At 30.1% G+C, this 17,669-nt stretch carries 34 protein-coding genes and 1 pseudogene; 33 read left to right on the top strand and 2 right to left on the bottom strand.

Translation table 11 applies throughout. The features are described 5' to 3' along the window. Positions 1–31: 31 nt before the first annotated feature. Positions 32–457: pseudogene (locus BR66_RS24305) on the top strand (sigma-70 family RNA polymerase sigma factor); the annotation flags it as partial. Positions 458–483: 26 nt separating this feature from the next. On the opposite strand, the gene BR66_RS0118935 reads toward BR66_RS24305, so the two are convergent. Further along, the gene (locus BR66_RS0118935) at positions 484–1,995 is read right to left on the bottom strand and encodes a recombinase family protein (protein WP_026884307.1); all 1,512 of its coding nucleotides are present in this window, start codon (positions 1,993–1,995) and stop codon (positions 484–486) included. A 26-nt stretch (positions 1,996–2,021) separates the two neighbouring features. Continuing rightward, positions 2,022–2,384: a helix-turn-helix domain-containing protein gene (locus BR66_RS0118930; RefSeq protein ID WP_026884306.1), complete on the bottom strand. Its 363-nt coding sequence runs from the start codon at positions 2,382–2,384 to the stop codon at positions 2,022–2,024. 235 nt (positions 2,385–2,619) lie between these two features. Here BR66_RS0118930 and BR66_RS0118925 point away from each other — a divergent pair, with 235 nt between their 5' ends. From BR66_RS0118925 to BR66_RS0118760, 32 genes are all read left to right on the top strand, one after another. Beyond that, a complete protein-coding gene (locus BR66_RS0118925; protein WP_035796634.1) occupies positions 2,620–2,841 on the top strand; it encodes a helix-turn-helix domain-containing protein in 222 nt (73 codons plus the stop codon). A 105-nt stretch (positions 2,842–2,946) separates the two neighbouring features. Next, positions 2,947–3,093, top strand: a complete 147-nt coding sequence (locus BR66_RS25850; protein WP_156946331.1) for a hypothetical protein — start codon at positions 2,947–2,949, stop codon at positions 3,091–3,093. A 369-nt stretch (positions 3,094–3,462) separates the two neighbouring features. Then, positions 3,463–3,660: an aspartyl-phosphate phosphatase Spo0E family protein gene (locus BR66_RS0118910; protein ID WP_026884304.1), complete on the top strand. Its 198-nt coding sequence runs from the start codon at positions 3,463–3,465 to the stop codon at positions 3,658–3,660. Further along, the gene (locus tag BR66_RS0118905; protein WP_026884303.1) at positions 3,648–3,926 is read left to right on the top strand and encodes an ORF6C domain-containing protein; all 279 of its coding nucleotides are present in this window, start codon (positions 3,648–3,650) and stop codon (positions 3,924–3,926) included. Before BR66_RS0118910 ends, BR66_RS0118905 begins: the two co-directional genes overlap by 13 nt. A gap of 92 nt (positions 3,927–4,018) precedes the next feature. Continuing rightward, the gene (locus BR66_RS24975; protein WP_051624312.1) at positions 4,019–4,627 is read left to right on the top strand and encodes a hypothetical protein; all 609 of its coding nucleotides are present in this window, start codon (positions 4,019–4,021) and stop codon (positions 4,625–4,627) included. Further along, positions 4,628–4,789 (top strand): hypothetical protein, encoded by a 162-nt coding sequence (locus BR66_RS25845; protein WP_156946330.1) that lies wholly within the window; start codon positions 4,628–4,630, stop codon positions 4,787–4,789. An 83-nt stretch (positions 4,790–4,872) separates the two neighbouring features. Further along, positions 4,873–5,166 carry a hypothetical protein gene (locus BR66_RS0118890; RefSeq protein WP_026884302.1) on the top strand — a complete coding sequence of 98 codons (294 nt, stop codon included), beginning with the start codon at positions 4,873–4,875 and terminating at the stop codon, positions 5,164–5,166. A gap of 2 nt (positions 5,167–5,168) precedes the next feature. Next, the gene (locus tag BR66_RS0118885; RefSeq protein ID WP_026884301.1) at positions 5,169–5,357 is read left to right on the top strand and encodes a hypothetical protein; all 189 of its coding nucleotides are present in this window, start codon (positions 5,169–5,171) and stop codon (positions 5,355–5,357) included. A gap of 11 nt (positions 5,358–5,368) precedes the next feature. Then, the gene (locus tag BR66_RS0118880; RefSeq protein ID WP_026884300.1) at positions 5,369–6,400 is read left to right on the top strand and encodes a nucleoid-associated protein; all 1,032 of its coding nucleotides are present in this window, start codon (positions 5,369–5,371) and stop codon (positions 6,398–6,400) included. 63 nt (positions 6,401–6,463) lie between these two features. After that, the gene (locus BR66_RS0118875) at positions 6,464–7,096 is read left to right on the top strand and encodes a metal-dependent hydrolase (RefSeq protein WP_026884299.1); all 633 of its coding nucleotides are present in this window, start codon (positions 6,464–6,466) and stop codon (positions 7,094–7,096) included. 115 nt (positions 7,097–7,211) lie between these two features. Next, complete coding sequence (locus BR66_RS0118870; RefSeq protein WP_026884298.1) at positions 7,212–7,397, top strand: hypothetical protein; 186 nt, start codon at positions 7,212–7,214, stop codon at positions 7,395–7,397. Continuing rightward, entirely contained in the window at positions 7,397–7,780 is a 384-nt protein-coding gene (locus BR66_RS0118865) for a hypothetical protein (RefSeq protein ID WP_026884297.1), read from the top strand. The genes BR66_RS0118870 and BR66_RS0118865 overlap by 1 nt, the downstream gene beginning before the upstream one ends. 71 nt (positions 7,781–7,851) lie before the next feature. Continuing rightward, the gene (locus BR66_RS0118860) at positions 7,852–8,493 is read left to right on the top strand and encodes a hypothetical protein (protein ID WP_026884296.1); all 642 of its coding nucleotides are present in this window, start codon (positions 7,852–7,854) and stop codon (positions 8,491–8,493) included. Positions 8,494–8,509: 16 nt separating this feature from the next. Further along, positions 8,510–8,770, top strand: coding sequence for a hypothetical protein (locus tag BR66_RS0118855; protein WP_026884295.1), 261 nt, complete (start codon positions 8,510–8,512; stop codon positions 8,768–8,770). 59 nt (positions 8,771–8,829) lie between these two features. Continuing rightward, positions 8,830–9,201 (top strand): hypothetical protein, encoded by a 372-nt coding sequence (locus tag BR66_RS24295; RefSeq protein WP_051624311.1) that lies wholly within the window; start codon positions 8,830–8,832, stop codon positions 9,199–9,201. A 69-nt stretch (positions 9,202–9,270) separates the two neighbouring features. Then, the gene (locus BR66_RS0118845; protein ID WP_026884294.1) at positions 9,271–9,471 is read left to right on the top strand and encodes a hypothetical protein; all 201 of its coding nucleotides are present in this window, start codon (positions 9,271–9,273) and stop codon (positions 9,469–9,471) included. A 109-nt stretch (positions 9,472–9,580) separates the two neighbouring features. After that, positions 9,581–9,745: a hypothetical protein gene (locus BR66_RS25840; protein ID WP_156946329.1), complete on the top strand. Its 165-nt coding sequence runs from the start codon at positions 9,581–9,583 to the stop codon at positions 9,743–9,745. A gap of 45 nt (positions 9,746–9,790) precedes the next feature. Next, positions 9,791–10,063: a hypothetical protein gene (locus BR66_RS0118835; RefSeq protein WP_026884293.1), complete on the top strand. Its 273-nt coding sequence runs from the start codon at positions 9,791–9,793 to the stop codon at positions 10,061–10,063. Positions 10,064–10,083: 20 nt separating this feature from the next. Beyond that, positions 10,084–10,248 carry a hypothetical protein gene (locus tag BR66_RS25835; protein WP_156946328.1) on the top strand — a complete coding sequence of 55 codons (165 nt, stop codon included), beginning with the start codon at positions 10,084–10,086 and terminating at the stop codon, positions 10,246–10,248. Between the two features lie 74 nt (positions 10,249–10,322). After that, positions 10,323–10,628 (top strand): hypothetical protein, encoded by a 306-nt coding sequence (locus tag BR66_RS24290; protein WP_035796633.1) that lies wholly within the window; start codon positions 10,323–10,325, stop codon positions 10,626–10,628. 27 nt (positions 10,629–10,655) lie between these two features. After that, a complete protein-coding gene (locus tag BR66_RS0118820) occupies positions 10,656–10,991 on the top strand; it encodes a hypothetical protein (protein WP_026884292.1) in 336 nt (111 codons plus the stop codon). A 67-nt stretch (positions 10,992–11,058) separates the two neighbouring features. Continuing rightward, entirely contained in the window at positions 11,059–11,634 is a 576-nt protein-coding gene (locus BR66_RS0118815) for a phospholipase D family nuclease (RefSeq protein ID WP_026884291.1), read from the top strand. 228 nt (positions 11,635–11,862) lie between these two features. Then, positions 11,863–12,972 (top strand): hypothetical protein, encoded by a 1,110-nt coding sequence (locus tag BR66_RS24970; protein ID WP_051624310.1) that lies wholly within the window; start codon positions 11,863–11,865, stop codon positions 12,970–12,972. Between the two features lie 30 nt (positions 12,973–13,002). Continuing rightward, positions 13,003–13,341, top strand: coding sequence for a hypothetical protein (locus BR66_RS0118805; protein ID WP_026884290.1), 339 nt, complete (start codon positions 13,003–13,005; stop codon positions 13,339–13,341). A 69-nt stretch (positions 13,342–13,410) separates the two neighbouring features. Beyond that, the gene (locus tag BR66_RS0118800; protein ID WP_026884289.1) at positions 13,411–13,959 is read left to right on the top strand and encodes a hypothetical protein; all 549 of its coding nucleotides are present in this window, start codon (positions 13,411–13,413) and stop codon (positions 13,957–13,959) included. Between the two features lie 217 nt (positions 13,960–14,176). After that, on the top strand, positions 14,177–14,374 hold the full coding sequence (locus BR66_RS0118790) for a hypothetical protein (RefSeq protein ID WP_026884288.1): 198 nt from the start codon (positions 14,177–14,179) through the stop codon (positions 14,372–14,374). A gap of 67 nt (positions 14,375–14,441) precedes the next feature. Beyond that, complete coding sequence (locus BR66_RS0118785) at positions 14,442–14,675, top strand: hypothetical protein (RefSeq protein ID WP_026884287.1); 234 nt, start codon at positions 14,442–14,444, stop codon at positions 14,673–14,675. Between the two features lie 27 nt (positions 14,676–14,702). After that, on the top strand, positions 14,703–15,029 hold the full coding sequence (locus tag BR66_RS0118780) for a hypothetical protein (protein WP_026884286.1): 327 nt from the start codon (positions 14,703–14,705) through the stop codon (positions 15,027–15,029). A 68-nt stretch (positions 15,030–15,097) separates the two neighbouring features. Further along, positions 15,098–15,319 (top strand): hypothetical protein, encoded by a 222-nt coding sequence (locus BR66_RS0118775; protein ID WP_026884285.1) that lies wholly within the window; start codon positions 15,098–15,100, stop codon positions 15,317–15,319. 240 nt (positions 15,320–15,559) lie between these two features. Next, positions 15,560–16,273: a flavodoxin family protein gene (locus BR66_RS0118770; RefSeq protein ID WP_026884284.1), complete on the top strand. Its 714-nt coding sequence runs from the start codon at positions 15,560–15,562 to the stop codon at positions 16,271–16,273. Positions 16,274–16,375: 102 nt separating this feature from the next. After that, positions 16,376–16,498, top strand: coding sequence for a hypothetical protein (locus tag BR66_RS26685; protein ID WP_278246826.1), 123 nt, complete (start codon positions 16,376–16,378; stop codon positions 16,496–16,498). A 46-nt stretch (positions 16,499–16,544) separates the two neighbouring features. Beyond that, on the top strand, positions 16,545–17,480 hold the full coding sequence (locus BR66_RS0118760) for an alpha/beta hydrolase (protein WP_026884283.1): 936 nt from the start codon (positions 16,545–16,547) through the stop codon (positions 17,478–17,480). Positions 17,481–17,669 lie beyond the last annotated feature (189 nt).

Raw genomic sequence — 17,669 nt, 5'->3', positions numbered from 1 at the left:
ATTATTGAGCGCTAAGGGAGGGAGCATCTTTGTGTTTATAATATATTGTTTATTAAATATGTTTGGAAATATTACTTTTTTAACAGCTTACGTTGGAAATGGTGCTTCATTTCCAAAACCATTAACTGAAAGTGAAGAGAGGAACTACTTAGAAAAATTAAGTGCCGGAGATAAACTAGCAAAAAGTATATTAATCGAGAGAAATCTAAGACTAGTAGCACATATTGTTAAAAAATATTCATTTTCAGGTAAGGATTCTGATGATCTTATATCCATAGGTACTGTGGGTCTAATAAAAGCTATCGATTCCTATAATTTTAAAAAAGGCACAAGACTAGCAACTTATGCAGCTAGATGTATCGAAAATGAAATTCTAATGCTTATAAGAAATAACAAAAAATCAAAAGGTGAAGTATATCTTAATGATCCAATAGGTATTGACAAAGAGGGGAATGAATAACCTTCCACATGTTAGATGTACATTTAAACCCTTGGAAATAGTGTGATATGAAAATCATTGCCACTTTGTTCCTTTGATTTTTTGTATTCAACTTTATATAGTATACTTTTTAGCAATTCGTTTTTTTGTATAATACTTTTTGATAGCCTGTAATTATCTATTATTTTTTTTATTTGTAGATTTGATTTATTTGCGGATTTTTTAGTTTGTTTTTCAATTATACATTTTAGTTTTTCAATTCCTTTTTCAACATTGTCTGAACGTTTCGTAATATTATTTGACCTTTCTATGAAAGTAACGTTGTCATATACACCTTGTTCAAGTAAATCAAACAATTTAAGCCTTTGCAAATTTAATGTTGCAAGTTCTTTATTTGAAATTTCAATTTGTCTAGTATATATATCAACATCAACGTTGAGGTGTTCATTTCCAATATCAGTTTCTTTATTTTTTAAATAATTATCCAATGCTTCAACAATAGCATTTTCAACATAATCAAATCTACTACTTTTGTTTCCACATTTTTTAGTACATACCAAGTGAGGCTGTTGACCTTCTTTATATTTTCTCAAAACCATTTTACTACCACATACACTACAAATTACAATTCCAGCCAAAGGGTTTGCAGCTCCATTTGTAATTTTGTAAGGAATATGATATTTACCTCTCAATATTTCTTGTGCTTTCTGAAAAATATCATTTTCAATTATAGATTTATGTTTTCCATCTGCAATTATCCATTCAGAAATATCTCTAGTTCGGGTATCCTTAACTTTGTTTGGATCTTTAGATTTTTTTATTTCTTTCTTTTTCCATGTTACTTTCCCTATGTATACAGGATTTTTTAAAATAAAGATTATAGAACTCCTCTCGAAATCATTTCCAAACTTGGTTTTATATCCTAATTCATTTAAATAATTAGCGATTACTCCGGAACCATTGCCTTCACAATACATTTTAAAAATAAGTTTTACTATTTCAGATTCTTCAGAGTTAGGCTTCAAAGTTCTAATTTTACCTATAAAATCAATGTCATATCCAAATGGAGCGTTAGGGGAAATATAATTACCTTCTTCAACACTTCGTATCCTTCCACCTTGCATACGCCTATTTATCATTTTCAATTCTTTTCTGCTCATAAAAGCCTCAAATTCGCTATATTCTTCATCAAAATCATTATTGAGATCATATGTCTTTTGTGGAGTTATAATCTTTGTATTTGAACTCTTGAATGTTTCTAGTATTAATCCTTGGTCTTGCATATCACCACGCCCTAAACGCTGCATATCCATTACGAGAACACCATTATAAGCCTTTGCTTCTACTTCTTTTAATAGTTCTAACATCTTCGGTCTAAAAAATAAACTTTCTCCGGATATTATTTCTTCTTTAATTTCAATAATGTTTAAATCTTTTTCTTTGGCAAATTTCAATAATGCTCTTCTGTGTTTGTATAATGTTTCTCCTTGACCTAAAGTTTTTTCTAGTTCTTCATCTGTTCTTGACTTCCTTAAATATATACAAATTTTGTCCATCGGGTTACTCCTTTATTCTATAAAATCTATTGATATTTTTTCTTTAACTTCTTGTCTATTTCTGCATCTAACATTTTTTGTATATATGCCTTAGTTTTATCATTCATGCCACCTTTTTTATCAATTAGTTTTTGTTCAATCATATAATCTAGCAAAGTATCGAGATCATTTAAATTTCCCCACTCTTTTTCCTTATCTTCCTTACCATACCACCAATCAATACTTTTGTTACTATACTCAGATAATTTCATTACAACCTTTTGAGATGGAGGTCTTTGACCAGATTCAATCATTCCTATAATAGCTCTTGATATTCCAGCCTTTTCAGCAAGGACTTCTTGTGTAAAACCTAAACTGTTTCTATATTCTTTTAATTTAGTACTGAACATTTAATCAACTCCTAATGTATACAAGTCTAATGATATAGCCCTTGTATACATTATATGAAACATTATGAAACATTTCAATAGCTTTCTTAAATTAAATGACACCATACGTTACAATAAGAAAAATGTAGAAATATGATGTATTACTGAGTATATCTGCTATTTGATGCATTTTTACAATTTGATTTATGAAACATATTGTTACATAATATAAATATATCAGGGGGTGAGTAACATTATGAATATAGATTCGGAACTAATAAGACAGGCTAGGATAAACATGGGATTAAATATTAATGAAGTTGTAGATAAAACGAAAATTTCAAGAGTTTCAATTTGGAGACTTGAAAAAGGACTTTCAGAAAATCCACTAGCAAAAACTATAAAAACACTAGCTGACTTATATGGGAAAGATACAGATTATTTTTATAAGGAGGCACAGAAAGATGAATTCAAATGATATTTTCGAAGAAATTATTGATGAACTAGAAAAAGAATTAAAAAACTCAATAGATGAGGAATAGGACAATCTACAAAATAAATAAAATCTAATGAGGTGGTGAATATGCCTACAGTAGCTATAGTTAGACCAAACATAACGCAGGAACAAGAAGAAAAAGCATTTAAAGGTGTTGCACGTGTTATAGAAAAAATCATTTTTGAAGAGTATGGGATTAAAGCTATAGTAAAAATAAAAGAAAAAGTTAATTAATCAAAATGAGGTTTTATTATGTATCAAGTGGCATTAATATTTCATGAAAACAGAGAAATATTAGAAAAGGAGTATACGGAAGTTCTAGCTAATATTGTTAATGGAAAATCACCCCAAGATGAACGTGATATTTGATATGAGAACTAGGGGAAAAGGAAAATAACATAAAAATTAAATCAAATAAACAAGGATTATAAAGCAAGGAACTAAACACTTTATTTAAATCTAAATCTTATTATAAACAAATAAAAAAAGGAGCAAATATAAATTGAAAACACAAAGGATTTCAGTTCATTCAGATACAAATTAATTAAATGTTTTATTATTCATTGGACTAGAGTCAAATCTAATAATTGGAGGAAACTGAAAATGAAGAATAACGAAAAATTAGAGCAATTAAGAGAAGAATTAAATAAGTTAATTCTTAATAATAATTTTAATACAACTGAAGAAGTACTTGCCAAGTCTCTGGAATTGGACAAAGTAGTTTTTGTAGTACAAGCAAAGATGTGTAGCAATGGATACAAAAATTGTTACAGTGAGGTGGAGTTAGCATGCTTGATTTAAAAACCATAGCAATAACCAATTTAGTATTAACAATGAAAATAACTGATGGACAAGCTAAAACAATAAAGAATCGTATTGATAGCAGAGTAGCAATCTTATGTTCTGGAAAAAACAATGCTTATTTAAGTATTGCTCTGAGAAAAGAAATATATAGCCACCTATGGAAAACACTAAAGGATCACTTTTGTGTAACTGATTATCATGACATATGTAGGAAAGACTACAGTGAATCATTAAAGTATATAAATTCAATAGTTCTTCCATAACATTTACTTAAAGAAGCCCAGGCATTAAATAGATATTGAGGAGCTCAAATCGAAAAAATTCATGTAAAAGAAAAAGCATGTGAGGTGAGAATATGGCCAATAAACTTAAGGAGCTTTCAGATGTGGTTCTCGATGGTCAAATATCGATTTTTGATGTGTTTACGGAAAAATATAAAAAAGTTACAGAAAAGAAGGCTTTGGACACAGAAAAAACTATTTTGGATACAGATAAAGATAAAATATGCATCATTCATCATGAAATAACATTAGCCCAGCAGACTATTATTGATAAGTATAAATCTAAAGATAATATAAACAGGATTATTCATTATGGTGGTGGTGGTGTAGGTATTGAACTAAAAAATGATGATGGATTTAAAACAATATATGTAAACAAAAAGGGTTTAGAAGAAATAAAATGGGACAAACAAATAAGAGTATTAGATATGGATAAAGTAATTTTTACTTTTGAATCTAAGCATAAAGAAGGAATAGGCAAAAGGGTTAGGGTTGAAGATTATATAGAAGCCTATTATTCAAAAGAAGAGATTATCCAAGGAACTATCACACATACGTATGGACTTGGAGATGAATGCTTATGTATTAATTTTTTACATAATAAGAAAAAGAGTAGTACCGCAATACCAAGATCAATGGTAATTGAAATTATCAGCAGTATAGATGAAAAAGTAGGTGATTAGATGCATCTTGTAGAGCCTATCCGTAGTATTAACAAAACCCAAAAATATGTGTTAGAGGACACAAGAGTATTTAATAAACATACGGAGAAGATAAAAAATGACATACCAAAGGTGAACTTTGAGGAAGTTCTAGATGAGATTTTAAAAAATAATATGAAATGAAAGCTACACATAGGTGTAGAAATTGGTTTAAATACATGAGGATAATTGCTGGTATAAAAATATGATTGTGTGGGGGGTTAAGTATGTTAAGGGTTATTGTAGCTGGTAAAGAAGCAATCCTTACTGAAGGTACATTAAAGGGAAAAATAGGAATGGTTGTAGCTTGTGATCTATTAAAAGATGAAGTAACTCTTGTACTAGATGAACATTACACTATTGTAACTAAAACAATCAATATCCAACAAAATTACATTGAAAATCTTGAAAAAGCATTAAGGACTATTAAAACAGATTTAAGCAGCATAGATGAACCTACTGAATTTGATAGTTATATAAATAGTGACATAACAATAATTAATGAGGTTTTGGGGGAGTAGATATGAAAAAACAATATGATGTAGAAAAAATTAAACAGTTATATGAAAAATATGGAACATTAAATGGTGTGGCAATAAGAATAGGGTGTGCATCTGGAACGGTAAAAAAGATTCTTGAAGAAAATAATGTTGAAATAAAAAAATATGTAGCACCAAGATGGAATTTTAAAAAAAATTTAAGTGGATTTTAGGGAGAATGAAGATGGAATATGTAAATGAAGTAAATATAAATGCAGCTGTTATCAATATATTAGACAGTAATTCTAATGGTCCTGTGTGTAATGATTATGAACTTAAACTCGTAGATGAAATTTATGAATATATTTTGAAACATGTACAAAAATGTCTTAAAGATGAGGATTTGAAGTACGCTGTTTTCAATAATAAACAAAATACTGTTAATGTTATAACTCAAAAATACTTCAATGGTGAAATAGGAATTGTGGAAGTTTCAAAAAATATAGCAACAGAATTATTTTGCTTAATGAAGTCCGACAATGAAATCCCTTCATGTGATCTAATTAGTGTATCTATATCAACGGAATATGGGTTGATGTTTGCAATTCTAAAGCTTGATTATGCTAAAAATTACACTCATGCAATTGACTTTGTAGAAGGTAAGATTGAAATAAATATAATTTCTCAATTTGGGGGATTACCAGGAACACAAAGAATACAAAAGTGTGCATTTATAAAACCTACAAGGGAAGAAAATAAATTTGATTTAATGGTTATAGATAGGCAAGGCAAGAATAAAACATCTGAGGAATATGAAGCTAATTACTTCATGAAAAATTTTCTTCAGTGTACATCAATTACTAATGAAAGGGACAGTACCAAGAAGTTATTAAGCACTACGGAAAGATGGATAAGAGACAATTTGAAAGACAATGCAGCTGCAGCTGAAATTGTTAGAACTTCAATTAAGAAAAAACTGAAAGAAGAAGATAGCATAGACATAAAAGAATTGGCACAAGAGTTATTTTCTGAAAATGAAGTAGCTGAAAATTTTATTAAATATTCAAAAGAGCGGGGCATTACTGAAGAAGTAGAAATTGACAAAGATTATATAGCTAAAAAGTTTCAAAAGGTAAGGCTAAAAATCAATAATGACTTTGACCTGGCCATTGATGAAGATGCTTATAATGATAAACAAAAATTTCAGGTTGTACCTAATACTGATGGTACTGTAAATTTAGTTATTAATAATGTGAAAAATTATACTGAAAAATAGTGTTTGCTGTAATTGCCAATAATTTTGGCTAAATTAAAAAAAATAGGAATTGGAGGAATTAATATGACTGGAAAGACACATGCTGCAGTAGGTATTTGTGGTGCAGCCTTTCTATTAGTACCTAAAGTTGATATAAAGACAGCTTTGGTTGGAATAGGTTTTTGTATTATAGGATCTTATGCTACAGATGCGGATTTGAAGGTATCAAAAGCTGGACATGTTTTTACAGATGCTATTTATGCAGGAGTTATTCTAACAGCATTATATCTTATATTAACACTAAAGATGCATTACAATGTATCGGCATTAGTAGGCAAAGATATGCCTTCTCAGCTTAAAATAATGGGTGTTTTACTAATAGTTGGGTCAATAGTCCTTGGGAGAATCACAGGACATAGAAAGTATATGCATAGTTTGATTGGTTTCTTTGTGATGAATCTTGGTGTAGGTCTAATTGCAGGAAGTTTCGTTATTTGGTTTGGACTTGGATATGCTCTACACATGATAGTAGATCTTTTAAATGAAAAACCAGAAGAGTTACTCTTTCCACTGCATGCGGGAGATATCTGCTTTCACCTTGCAAGTTCCGATGGCATTTTAAACTGGGTGTTAGCTGCAGGGGGCTATGTTGGTTTTATATATAAAATAACATCCATTTACAATCTTAGTTATCTGCAGAGTATTTTTATAAAATAACTAAAGTTACAAGTATTATAAAAAAATATGAAAAAGAATGTATATTCACTGACCATTGTAGAGTGTACAAAGAATTTGAAGATTAGCACAATCTGAAAATAGGAGAAGGATTTAAATGAGTTTAATAAAGGAATTAGATAAGCTAAATATTGAGCAAAGAAACCAAGTTTGTATGTCTACTATATATAACATATTAGGTTCTTTTGATACTAATAAAAAAGATGAAATTTTAACAAAAGAGAGATTTGAAAAATTTGTGAATTGCAATATAAAACATGTTTTAGAAGGTAAGGTGATTTGATGAATGAAATACCCAGCCAGTTACAATGTGCTTACTGCATAAGAAATACTGGACATGGTGGTGAATGTACTAGTAAAAAATCAATTTATGATGTTTCAGGGTGTTTGATTTTTAAAGCTGATGAAAAAGGATGTATATGGAATAAGGACTTTGGGATAAGGATTAAGATGTATCAAGATTTTCCACTATTAAACACGTGGTGCGATTATTGGCAGTTAAATGATGTTGATACTGAAATAAGAGTAACAAGAATATATGGGCTCAAATGGGACATCAAGACAGGCGAATTAATGGTGCAATGCAATTGCGACTATTACATTAATGAGTTTCATGAAGATTATAAAGAACCTAAGCAGAAGCCAAATCTAACAATTGTTAAATAGGATAAATATAAGTATGTAGCTGCAGGATCTACAGAAGTTGAAATCACGAACAATAATCAGGGGGAATTAATATGAATAAAAATGATATTGAAAAACAAATTAGAGAAGATTGGTTTAAGGGGCATACAGCGGTGTTGGAAAAGTTAAACGATGGAGTATCAATTTTAAGCTGGGGTAAACCAAATTCAATCTTTTATTATATAAGATATATTTTTGATGGTTGCAAGCTATATATAAGTGGAGATGTGGGAGAAGCCATATTCTCACTCACAGAGAAGGCAAGTTTAGAATCAATAGCAAGCTATAATGTGGGATATTTTCATGGAAAGTTATCAGCATTTAGTGAAGATAAATATTCATTTGATAGCGATACAGCCATTGCAAGACTTAAAGAAGAAATAGAATATGTTAATGGAAATAAGGAATCAAGCCTAGGCGAAGAGAATGAACATGATGAAGAAATAAATGAGTATATATCGCTGCTTTATAAACTAATAAATGCAAGTAGAGAATGTTCAAGCAAAAGCTTATGGGGCTACGAAGTACAGCAAAAGTATGATGAATTAACTAACTATGATCCTGATGTTGCTGAATGGATATTTAGGGCTGGTGATGTTATTCCTTCTAGAGTTGAGGGCTACTTAATAGGTCTTAAAATGGCTTATGAACAGATAAAAAGCCAATATGTATTTCAAACAATTAAGGATAATTAAAGGGAGAAATATAAAAATGGGTAATATATATTTCAAATTTCCATTTATCTACATATCGGGTGCTAAAATTACACCATTTTTGATTCTTGTAGTTTTAATGATTATAAGTATTGTATATGACTATATTAAATTTAAGATGAACTTAAAAAATGTAAAAATTACAACAAGTGGAAGAGATATTTATTTAAAAAGCGACTGGAGCTTAAATTGGAAAATTCAAATGTATTATATAATTATATTTTTTTTATTGCATATGCTTACAGTTAAAATACTTTAGTAAGTCATTCAATTAAAATATAAAAATAATGTTCAATAAATATTAAGGAGGGATTTATCATGAATGGAGAAAATGAATTGAAAATTTTTGCACCAAACGATAGTGAGTGGTATGTAAGCCCACTAGGAAAGGAAGATTTTATTATCTGGTTTATAAAACATTTGGATAGTTCAGAAACGTTTGAGGAAATGTTAGAAAATACTGAAGAGTGCAATTTAGACAATGATTATATGTGGTGTCCAACAGAGAATAAAGAAGACATAGAAGAACTTGGTGACAATGATGAAATTAATGATATCAATGGTGATGGATATTTAAGACGAGGTCGTGAGGACAGTAAAGTTGTAGAAAAGCTTATATCATTCAGACAGGCAATGAAACTTATTGAGATACCTAAAGAACCATATTGTATATCAACAACTGGTTATTAGATTCACAATTCAAATAAGGTTTGGTCCATGGGCTACATAAATTGAAATTAATGTGAATGTGGAAGCAATTTGATATATTATACTTCTCACTCAACAGAAGTATATCATGAAATTAACAATACAGGGACTATGGAGAAAACCCCATTTAAAACGGTAGAATCTCCTATGTCAACACAAGATGAAGTGCTAATTTGTAAAAATGAGGATTGTGGCAATGAATATATAGCAGGTTGGGAAAGTGGAAAGTTATTTAGAGGTTCAAAAATTTGATTCATAACAAAGATAAATATGCATAAAAGTGAAGGGTACCGCAAAATTTTTAGGAGTACCGAACTCGTTTTTGCAAGTTTAACATTAAAATGAAGGATGGTGGAATTATATGATACCCGTTAATCTAAGAGGAAAAATAAAAGAAAACGATAATACAATAGGTGAATGTTTAGCTATTAAGAATGTTGATTTAAAAGAAAATCATTGTCCTCAAGGATATGATATAGAATTATATATTTGTAAAAGATGCAGGCATTTTAAATCTAACAATTAGTTACGTAATTCAAAGAGATGTATCAAAAGGCCAGGAGGTAAATTTATGTTAGAAGATGCTACAGTTACTGTTAATTATATCGAATTTCAAAAAATTAAATTGATGGCAGATAAAGGTGAAAAACTGTTAAAAGAGATAGAGGAGGATGAATCAAAAAAAGTAATTGATGAAGTTTGTAAACTTCTTGAAACTGGAATTAAGTGTGAATCGGAACATAAACAGTGGTACTTAGTCCAGGCTTTAACGAAGCTTTATGATGATTGGGGAATTAACATGGATGAAGAGTTTTCTGATATTGATAAAGGAATCGCTCCATAGTAAGAAGGTGAGGTTTTAGAATGAAATTAAAGGATATAGTAAATAAAATTTCTGTTGAAAAAAGTTTTCATTGCGAATCTAAAAAAAATTTATGGTTATACCCTTTTAACATGAATAATGTTGATAATCACTATAGTTATGATGAGTTGGCATTATTAACCAATGATAAATATCTACCTTTTTGATTAGACTCACAATTTAATGAATTTACCATGCAATATAAAAAACAGACAAAAATAAATTAGAGGATGGTGTAAATATGAATAATAAAAAAAATAAACAGAACATGCCAACAACAGGCGAGGGTATGTCATTTTTGAATAGCTTAGATGCCATAGGAGTATATATAGGTGTACCAGGTCATGGAATGTCATATCGGGCAAAATTTAAAACAATAAGCGCAAATAAATTGAACACTAATAGTCTATTTATTGGTGAAATAGGTCAATGTAGAAAAATAAATATATTTAAAGAACTAGAATTCAAAAAAGAGTTAGCTCCTAAAAATGTAGATGTAGAAAATTTTCATATTAACGGAGAAAAATTTGTAAAAATGACATATTAACATTTAATGTAAACTGGAGGAATGGATATGGCGGTAAAAGTTATTTTAGAAAATGACATGGGAAAGATAGATCGTCAAATAAAAGCATTGGCAGCTATCATTCCACTAGATAATGAAAAAGATAAAAATATTCATCTTAATACCTTAATTAGTCTAAAAATACACAAAATAAAACTTGAGAGCGCATCCGAACATAGAAAGTGTCAGGAACAATTTAGAGCATACAAAATAGAACTAGAGATCTATAAGAGACAAAATGAAAATTTTTTAGCAATGCTATGCAGTATTGAAGATGCTAATTGTCTTGAAGAAGCTAAAGGAATTGCTAAAGGGATTGCTAATGCGATGCTAATGCGATGCTAAACAAATTTCAAAACTAATTTTATGCTTTGATTTGGAGATGGAAATCAAAAAAGGAGTTGTTACTATAATGAACAGAAAGTTAATAGTTAGTTTGGTTGTATTCACAAGTCTAATTTTTGCTGGTTGTAGCCAAAGTATTGCAACTACTAAACCTGTAAATAGTACAAGTACAAGTTCAAGTAATACTGAATACTATTTTACAAGAGAGAACAAAGGAAATCCTGAAGAACATTTAATTCAAGTTATAGATTCCTCGAAAAATTCGCTTGATATTGCAATATATAGTCTCACAGATAGAGCTATAGCAAATGCTATCATACAGGCTAAGAAAAGGAATGTAAAAGTTGAAATTATAACGGATAAAAAGGAAGCTGCCTGTAAATCAGAAAAGATAATTCTCACTTTACTGAAAAGTAACAACATACCAATAAAAATCAATACTCATTCTGGACTTATGCACATGAAAGTTACAGTGATGGATGGATCTATTGTTACTACAGGTTCATACAACTATACCAGCGCAGCTAGTAAAATCAACGATGAAAATTTAGTTATTATACATGATTCTAAAATAGCAAAAGCATTTGATGATGAATTTACAGTAATGTGGAATGACAATAATTCTTTTGAAAATATTAACTAATAGAAGTTTAAGCGTAGAAAAACGGATGAAATTAGTCAATAATAAAATGCATTTAAATGGCGTTTAAATCAATTATAACGCATTTTAAATTTTATAGTATAAAAGGTTAACTTAAATATAATATGCGAAAATAAAGGCGAATTAAGCTAATATAAGGCAAGAAAATTTTAGTTAACCAATTAATATTACTAATAATCATATTAGAAAATTATATGGAGGTATTGAAAAATGGCTAAGTATAGATACATATATAAAGAACTTTGGGAGGACATGAGTGAAGGATTTACGCCTGAAGATAAATTATTTTATATATACCTTATGACAAATGCGAGCACAACCCAAATAGGGGTATATAAAATATATAAAAAAATGATAGCTATGGAACTAGGATACTCAATTGAGACAATTGATAGCTTGTTGGCAAGGTTTGAAGAACACCACAAACTAATAAAATATAATGAAAAAACAAGAGAAATAGCACTTAACGAATGGGGGAAAATTAACTTAAATAAGGGTGGTAAACCTATTGAAGATTGTATAAAGGCAGAGTTCCCATTTGTAGAAGATAAATCATTGCTTTTGTATGTGCTTGATAAGATCAAGAGTGAAAAGATAAGACAGGTTTTCACTGATGAGATTAAAAAGTATGGATTGCTCCCAAATAGTTCTAAAATAAATGACGATACGTACCACGATACGTCATACGATACGTCAACGATACGTGGACAAAATGAAAATGAAAATGAAAATAAAAAAGAAGAAGATATATATAGTCAAACTGAGAATGTAGAAAAACGGGAGGATTCTGTGGATAAGGTGGATGAGTTTGAGGCATCAGCTGAGAAAGCCCTAGATGATCCAGGAGAAACTATGCCTAAAAAATTGAAGGATACAAATATTGTGGATATGTATAACAATATTTGTAAATCTATGCCCAAAGTATCACATCTTACTCAAAAACGAAAGGATATGCTAAAGTCTAGGTTTAAAACTTTTAAAGATATTAAAACCTTCGAGGAGTTATTTTCTAGAGCGGAGGTCAGTGATTTTCTCTCCGGTAGAAATGGAAAGTGGACAGCCTGTAACTTTGATTGGCTGATTAATGAGGAAAATATGGTTAAGGTACTAGAAGGGACATATAAAAACGATGACAATAAAAATAATAGTTATAAAAAAACAACCTTTAATGACTATGAACAGCGGAGTTATAATTATTCTGTTTTAGAAGATAATATGCTTGCCAAAAGTTCAAAAGACAGTGCAATGGCTGCGGCTAATATACCTTTTGATGATGAGTATAATTCATTACAAAATAAAATATTAAGGCGAAATGTTTAGGAAAAAATGGATTAATGGAGGGTTTTATAAATGGATTCAGACATGAATATAACACCTATATTTGGAGTAGTCGTAGCAATATGTTATTTTTGTGTAAATATAAGCATTGTTATGGATATAAAAGATAATAAATGTGAGGTATATGACGATCTAGTTGGGTCCATAGAAGAAAATGGATTTCAGGTATGGCACCTATTTGTATGTATACTCTTTGCAGGTGTAATTATAGGATTAATTTTAATATATTTAATAAATCATCTGTGCAAGTTGATTATTTATGTAATTGTTTTTTTATTTAATCATATTTTAAAACCTATTTTTACATTGAAAATTGTAAGTGAAAATTATTTGAAAAAATGGTTTAAATAGAAAATAACATCTAGCAAATAGTAGGAAATAAATACTAAGGCCAAAAGGCTAAAATAGGAGTGATGATAGATGGAGGAAAAAAGCATAAGCTATGGAGATGCTGTAAAGATTGGTGTCCGTGAAGGAATAAAGTATATTAAAGAACAAGAATACTATAAAACCAAAAAGAGATATGACAGAAGACTAAGAAATACAAGGTTACTGCTTAAAAATTATAGAGGACTAACAGTTCATATTAGAATGACTAGTAGTTCTGCAGATAAAGTTAAACAGGAAAATGCTATTGATGTGTTGGACGATATTGAATCCATTGATGATGAAGAGCAGTATATACAGGCTATAAGTAGAACTAAAATAAGAACTTCAATAATGATTGAACATATAAATAAAGTTTTAAATTATTATAAACTTATCTGCAAATCAGAAGAAAGTAATAAAAGAAAATATAAGATACTTGAAATCCTTTTTATTAATAAAACTGATAATGATATAGTACCAACTTATGAGGATGCTGCAGAGAAGTTAGAGATCAGTGTATCAACAGTTAATAGAGAAGTAAGGGATGCAATGCAAGACTTAAGCATATTACTCTTTGGGGTAGATGGAATAAAATTATAAAACTCAAATTTTGCTTAAGCATGCCCACGTTGCGAAGGTTTAACTCATAGATAATAAAAAAGATAGCACAGGAGCTGTAGTGGCTCCTGAAAATAAAGAGTGAAGGTGCGGTGAAATCAATGCAAAAAATTAATATACCATATGGACTTTCAGAAGAACTTAGAGAAGACATAGAGAGAGCTGAAATAAGTATCGAAGGGAACAGGGGGGAGTTATTATGATGATATTACTTATCATAATTTCACTGGTAGGATTAATTATAGGGCTGGTAATTGACAAATTAGGGTATGAAGTATCTATAGCAATCGTATTAGTTACTGTTATTCCACCTGGATACGTACTATATGCAATTTTAGTGTCAGGTTTTGAAATATTAACATCTGGGTCAATACAAGCGTATTTCGGTACTACGTAATTCAAAGATATTAACCAGGAGCTGAATGATCTGAAAATATAACGCAATAAATTATAAAGGAGACAATATGAAAATTGATAAAAATATAAAATGTTGTCCTTATTGTGGAAGCGAAGAGTACTATATTAAACAAAGCTATACAGGCACGTGTAATTATAATATTAGGTTTGATGGGAAGGTAGCTGAAAATGGGGAAATGTGGGAAGAAGCACAGTTTAAAAATACAAGTAAATACGCATGGTGTAATGAATGTGATAAAAAATTATTTAAGATAGATGAACAATTAAAACAATTAACTTAGTAATTCAAATATTGGAGGTAAAAAATTATGGATAGATTAACTGAAAAGACAATAGGAAGTTTTAAATATGATTTAAAAAACTTTAAACATAAGCCAAAAGAATTTAATGATTATGATGCTTTTTATGCTTATAGCAACGCTGTTAAACGTCTTGGAGAATATGAAGACACTAATTTAAGTCCAGAAGACTTTGTAGAAACAAACCTAAGATATCGTGATATGCTTCAAAGGTTACAGTTTTTAGAAAATACTACAAACATAGGTGGTGCAATATATAAGTTTTGTCCTATCTGTGGAAATGCAAATATACAAGGACATAAAAAAGATTGCGAGCTTGTTAAATTATTAAAATAGTTCGGAATTCAAATAGATTAACCAGGAACCGTAGCATCAGAAAAAATTGCGAAAGAAAGGAAATGATAATGGTGGATAAGGAACAGGTTAAAAAAATGATTTGTAAAGCTGTAGATAACATACCTGAATGTGCTGAAATAATAGATTGCTATACAGAACATAGTTCTGGTGATTGCAAAGCATTTATAAAAGTAGTTATTAAAGTTAAGGATATCACAGATGAAAACACTCTAGAGTTGCAGAATACTGCACATGATGCTTTTAATACAGATATGGGATTTATAAGTTAGCTAAGTTGAGAAAAAATTAACCAGGTGCTGCAGCCTTTGATTAAAATTCGTCGTAACTATTCAAATATAAAACACAACTAATAGCTCTTTGATAATTGAATAATACGGTGTTTGGAAATGAAAGTATTTAATATTTTCTATGAATATTATACCATAAATCTGGCTAAATTATCATACTGTAAATTAATGCAATTATTTGATATAATTACTTGTTAGATACAAGAAAGGAAGGTATTCAATATGAAAATTGTAGCTATTAATGGAAGTCACAAAGGTAAAGCTGGGAATACTAATATAATGGTAACTGCATTCTTGAATGGAGCGCAAACAGCAGGTGCTGAAACTGTTAATATTTTCTTGGATGAAAAAGAGATTAAGCATTGTAGAGCTTGTAAGGCATGTTGGTTCAATAGTTCAGAGCGTTGCGTCATTAAAGATGATATGGCTGAAATCATTTCATTAATGGAAGGTGCGGATATTCTTATCCTGGCCACTCCACTCTATTTCGATAATATTTCCAGTATGTTAAATGTATTTATGGACAGGTTAATGGTGAAAGCTAGTCCTTATTGGGAGAAGGATAAAGATGGAGAATGTAGACATTTAACAACACACTTATTTCCGAAACTAATTATGATATCTAACTGTGGTTATCCCGAAAGGTCTCATTTTCAAGTAATTTCACACTGGATGAGAAGAGTGGCACGTAACATGAGTACTGAAGTGATAGGTGAAATATATGCTTCGCAAGGCACTCTTTTGAGCAACAAAGTAGAAGAACTACGTCCTATAATTTCAAAGTATCTGCAGGGCTTAGAAAAAGCAGGCAGAGAGATTGTTACCGATATGAGATTGTCAGAGGGAACAAAGAAGTTATTGGAACAAAACTTTATTTCTGATGAAATTTATATTCAGGAAGTTAAGAAATTTGCTGATAATATGTTGAAAAAATAGATTTGAAATAGTTAAAAAAATTAACTGAAATACGTATTATTCGGAAACGAATTTTACGGCATTTTTACATCGCATTACAAAAGAAATTAACTTACAGGTGGAATGAATGAGAAGACTCAAAATATTGTTTTTAAAGAGCTACAAGGCATAGCAGAAAGAGCTGCGAATGCTGATTTTAATGAATTATCAGAACATAAAGGAGGTGACATTAATAAAGGTAAATAAAATTTAAAATAATTAATAATAAAATATTAGAAAGAGGGAATTAACAATGCCATTAAATCCTATATTCAACAAATTATTAGAAACAGATTTCGACAGTATGTATTCTTCACTTAGTATTGATCAACTGAGAGAATATTATGGGAAAAGTTGGGATGATTATAAAGGTGATATAATTCAAGTAGGAACTGTAACTAATCGCACCGTTAGAACTTCAAAAAGAGATACTCCGATCAGAATATATAACCCTAAAACCGAAGGGATCCACCCTGTATTTATATGGATACATGGTGGCGGATTTATTTTGGGAAGTATTGAAGTTTACGATTCTATATGCCGTAAAATAACAAAAAATGTAAATTGTATAGTGATATCAATTGATTACGGTCTGGCTCCTGAGCACAAATTTCCCGAGCCAGTTGAAGAATGTTATCAAGTTGTAAAATGGGTATATGAAAATGCAAAAGAATTGAATATACAGCCTGATAAAATTGCCGTTGGCGGTGACAGTGCAGGCGGAACTCTTACTGCGGTAACTGCTCAGCTTTCAAGAGATAGGAGAGAATTCTCAATTGCTTATCAGGTAGAGGTTAATACCATGTTTGATTTGCTTGGAAAAACAAAGCCTTTATCCAGAGTGGAAAACGCAAAGGGGTACAGACTGACAACAGAAGCAAATGATAAATATTTTGTTCCAAATTATTTAAATGATTTAAGCGAAGCTAATAATCCTTTAGCTTCACCACTGCTTGCAGAAAATTTCAAAAACCTTCCTGATGCATGTATCATTACATCAGAATATGATCCGTTAAGAGATGAGGGTGAGCATTATGCAAAGAACTTATCAGAGGCTGGTGTTGATGTATGCCTTAAGAGATATGACGGAATTATTCACGGCTTTTTCAATATGCAAAGAACACTGAAAGAAGCACGGGATGCGCTTGATTTGATATGTGAAAAATTGAGAGAAGTTTTTAGTAAATAATTTAAATTATTTCTACTGTACATTTTTCTCAATCAAATCGTTTAAGGAATCACTGATTAAATAAAGGGGTGCAGATTGCTAGAACGGTTTTTTGTTTGGCGAGAAAAAAACGCACGAATACTTAACTTACTGCATTCTGAGCATCTTTGACGCTGTTTTACCGAAAATTTGAGTGGCAAGATGGGTAGC

Source organism: Clostridium akagii DSM 12554 (genome assembly GCF_000686725.1).
Taxonomy (GTDB): Bacteria; Bacillota; Clostridia; order Clostridiales; family Clostridiaceae; genus Clostridium_I; species Clostridium_I akagii.
The sequence above is the reverse complement of the archived record's forward strand: the minus strand, read 5'-3'. Positions and strand labels throughout refer to the sequence as shown.

Excerpts from the sequence above, each read along its gene's own strand:
- BR66_RS0118935 (WP_026884307.1), bottom strand. The coding sequence starts at position 1,995 with ATGGACAAAATTTGTATATATTTAAGGAAGTCAAGAACAGATGAAGAA.
- BR66_RS0118930 (WP_026884306.1), bottom strand. The coding sequence starts at position 2,384 with ATGTTCAGTACTAAATTAAAAGAATATAGAAACAGTTTAGGTTTTACA.
- BR66_RS0118925 (WP_035796634.1), top strand. The coding sequence starts at position 2,620 with ATGAATATAGATTCGGAACTAATAAGACAGGCTAGGATAAACATGGGA.
- BR66_RS25850 (WP_156946331.1), top strand. The coding sequence starts at position 2,947 with ATGCCTACAGTAGCTATAGTTAGACCAAACATAACGCAGGAACAAGAA.
- BR66_RS0118910 (WP_026884304.1), top strand. The coding sequence starts at position 3,463 with ATGAAGAATAACGAAAAATTAGAGCAATTAAGAGAAGAATTAAATAAG.
- BR66_RS0118905 (WP_026884303.1), top strand. The coding sequence starts at position 3,648 with ATGCTTGATTTAAAAACCATAGCAATAACCAATTTAGTATTAACAATG.
- BR66_RS24975 (WP_051624312.1), top strand. The coding sequence starts at position 4,019 with ATGGCCAATAAACTTAAGGAGCTTTCAGATGTGGTTCTCGATGGTCAA.
- BR66_RS25845 (WP_156946330.1), top strand. The coding sequence starts at position 4,628 with ATGCATCTTGTAGAGCCTATCCGTAGTATTAACAAAACCCAAAAATAT.
- BR66_RS0118890 (WP_026884302.1), top strand. The coding sequence starts at position 4,873 with ATGTTAAGGGTTATTGTAGCTGGTAAAGAAGCAATCCTTACTGAAGGT.
- BR66_RS0118885 (WP_026884301.1), top strand. The coding sequence starts at position 5,169 with ATGAAAAAACAATATGATGTAGAAAAAATTAAACAGTTATATGAAAAA.
- BR66_RS0118880 (WP_026884300.1), top strand. The coding sequence starts at position 5,369 with ATGGAATATGTAAATGAAGTAAATATAAATGCAGCTGTTATCAATATA.
- BR66_RS0118875 (WP_026884299.1), top strand. The coding sequence starts at position 6,464 with ATGACTGGAAAGACACATGCTGCAGTAGGTATTTGTGGTGCAGCCTTT.
- BR66_RS0118870 (WP_026884298.1), top strand. The coding sequence starts at position 7,212 with ATGAGTTTAATAAAGGAATTAGATAAGCTAAATATTGAGCAAAGAAAC.
- BR66_RS0118865 (WP_026884297.1), top strand. The coding sequence starts at position 7,397 with ATGAATGAAATACCCAGCCAGTTACAATGTGCTTACTGCATAAGAAAT.
- BR66_RS0118860 (WP_026884296.1), top strand. The coding sequence starts at position 7,852 with ATGAATAAAAATGATATTGAAAAACAAATTAGAGAAGATTGGTTTAAG.
- BR66_RS0118855 (WP_026884295.1), top strand. The coding sequence starts at position 8,510 with ATGGGTAATATATATTTCAAATTTCCATTTATCTACATATCGGGTGCT.
- BR66_RS24295 (WP_051624311.1), top strand. The coding sequence starts at position 8,830 with ATGAATGGAGAAAATGAATTGAAAATTTTTGCACCAAACGATAGTGAG.
- BR66_RS25840 (WP_156946329.1), top strand. The coding sequence starts at position 9,581 with ATGATACCCGTTAATCTAAGAGGAAAAATAAAAGAAAACGATAATACA.
- BR66_RS0118835 (WP_026884293.1), top strand. The coding sequence starts at position 9,791 with ATGTTAGAAGATGCTACAGTTACTGTTAATTATATCGAATTTCAAAAA.
- BR66_RS25835 (WP_156946328.1), top strand. The coding sequence starts at position 10,084 with ATGAAATTAAAGGATATAGTAAATAAAATTTCTGTTGAAAAAAGTTTT.
- BR66_RS24290 (WP_035796633.1), top strand. The coding sequence starts at position 10,323 with ATGAATAATAAAAAAAATAAACAGAACATGCCAACAACAGGCGAGGGT.
- BR66_RS0118820 (WP_026884292.1), top strand. The coding sequence starts at position 10,656 with ATGGCGGTAAAAGTTATTTTAGAAAATGACATGGGAAAGATAGATCGT.
- BR66_RS0118815 (WP_026884291.1), top strand. The coding sequence starts at position 11,059 with ATGAACAGAAAGTTAATAGTTAGTTTGGTTGTATTCACAAGTCTAATT.
- BR66_RS24970 (WP_051624310.1), top strand. The coding sequence starts at position 11,863 with ATGGCTAAGTATAGATACATATATAAAGAACTTTGGGAGGACATGAGT.
- BR66_RS0118805 (WP_026884290.1), top strand. The coding sequence starts at position 13,003 with ATGGATTCAGACATGAATATAACACCTATATTTGGAGTAGTCGTAGCA.
- BR66_RS0118800 (WP_026884289.1), top strand. The coding sequence starts at position 13,411 with ATGGAGGAAAAAAGCATAAGCTATGGAGATGCTGTAAAGATTGGTGTC.
- BR66_RS0118790 (WP_026884288.1), top strand. The coding sequence starts at position 14,177 with ATGATGATATTACTTATCATAATTTCACTGGTAGGATTAATTATAGGG.
- BR66_RS0118785 (WP_026884287.1), top strand. The coding sequence starts at position 14,442 with ATGAAAATTGATAAAAATATAAAATGTTGTCCTTATTGTGGAAGCGAA.
- BR66_RS0118780 (WP_026884286.1), top strand. The coding sequence starts at position 14,703 with ATGGATAGATTAACTGAAAAGACAATAGGAAGTTTTAAATATGATTTA.
- BR66_RS0118775 (WP_026884285.1), top strand. The coding sequence starts at position 15,098 with ATGGTGGATAAGGAACAGGTTAAAAAAATGATTTGTAAAGCTGTAGAT.
- BR66_RS0118770 (WP_026884284.1), top strand. The coding sequence starts at position 15,560 with ATGAAAATTGTAGCTATTAATGGAAGTCACAAAGGTAAAGCTGGGAAT.
- BR66_RS26685 (WP_278246826.1), top strand. The coding sequence starts at position 16,376 with ATGAATGAGAAGACTCAAAATATTGTTTTTAAAGAGCTACAAGGCATA.
- BR66_RS0118760 (WP_026884283.1), top strand. The coding sequence starts at position 16,545 with ATGCCATTAAATCCTATATTCAACAAATTATTAGAAACAGATTTCGAC.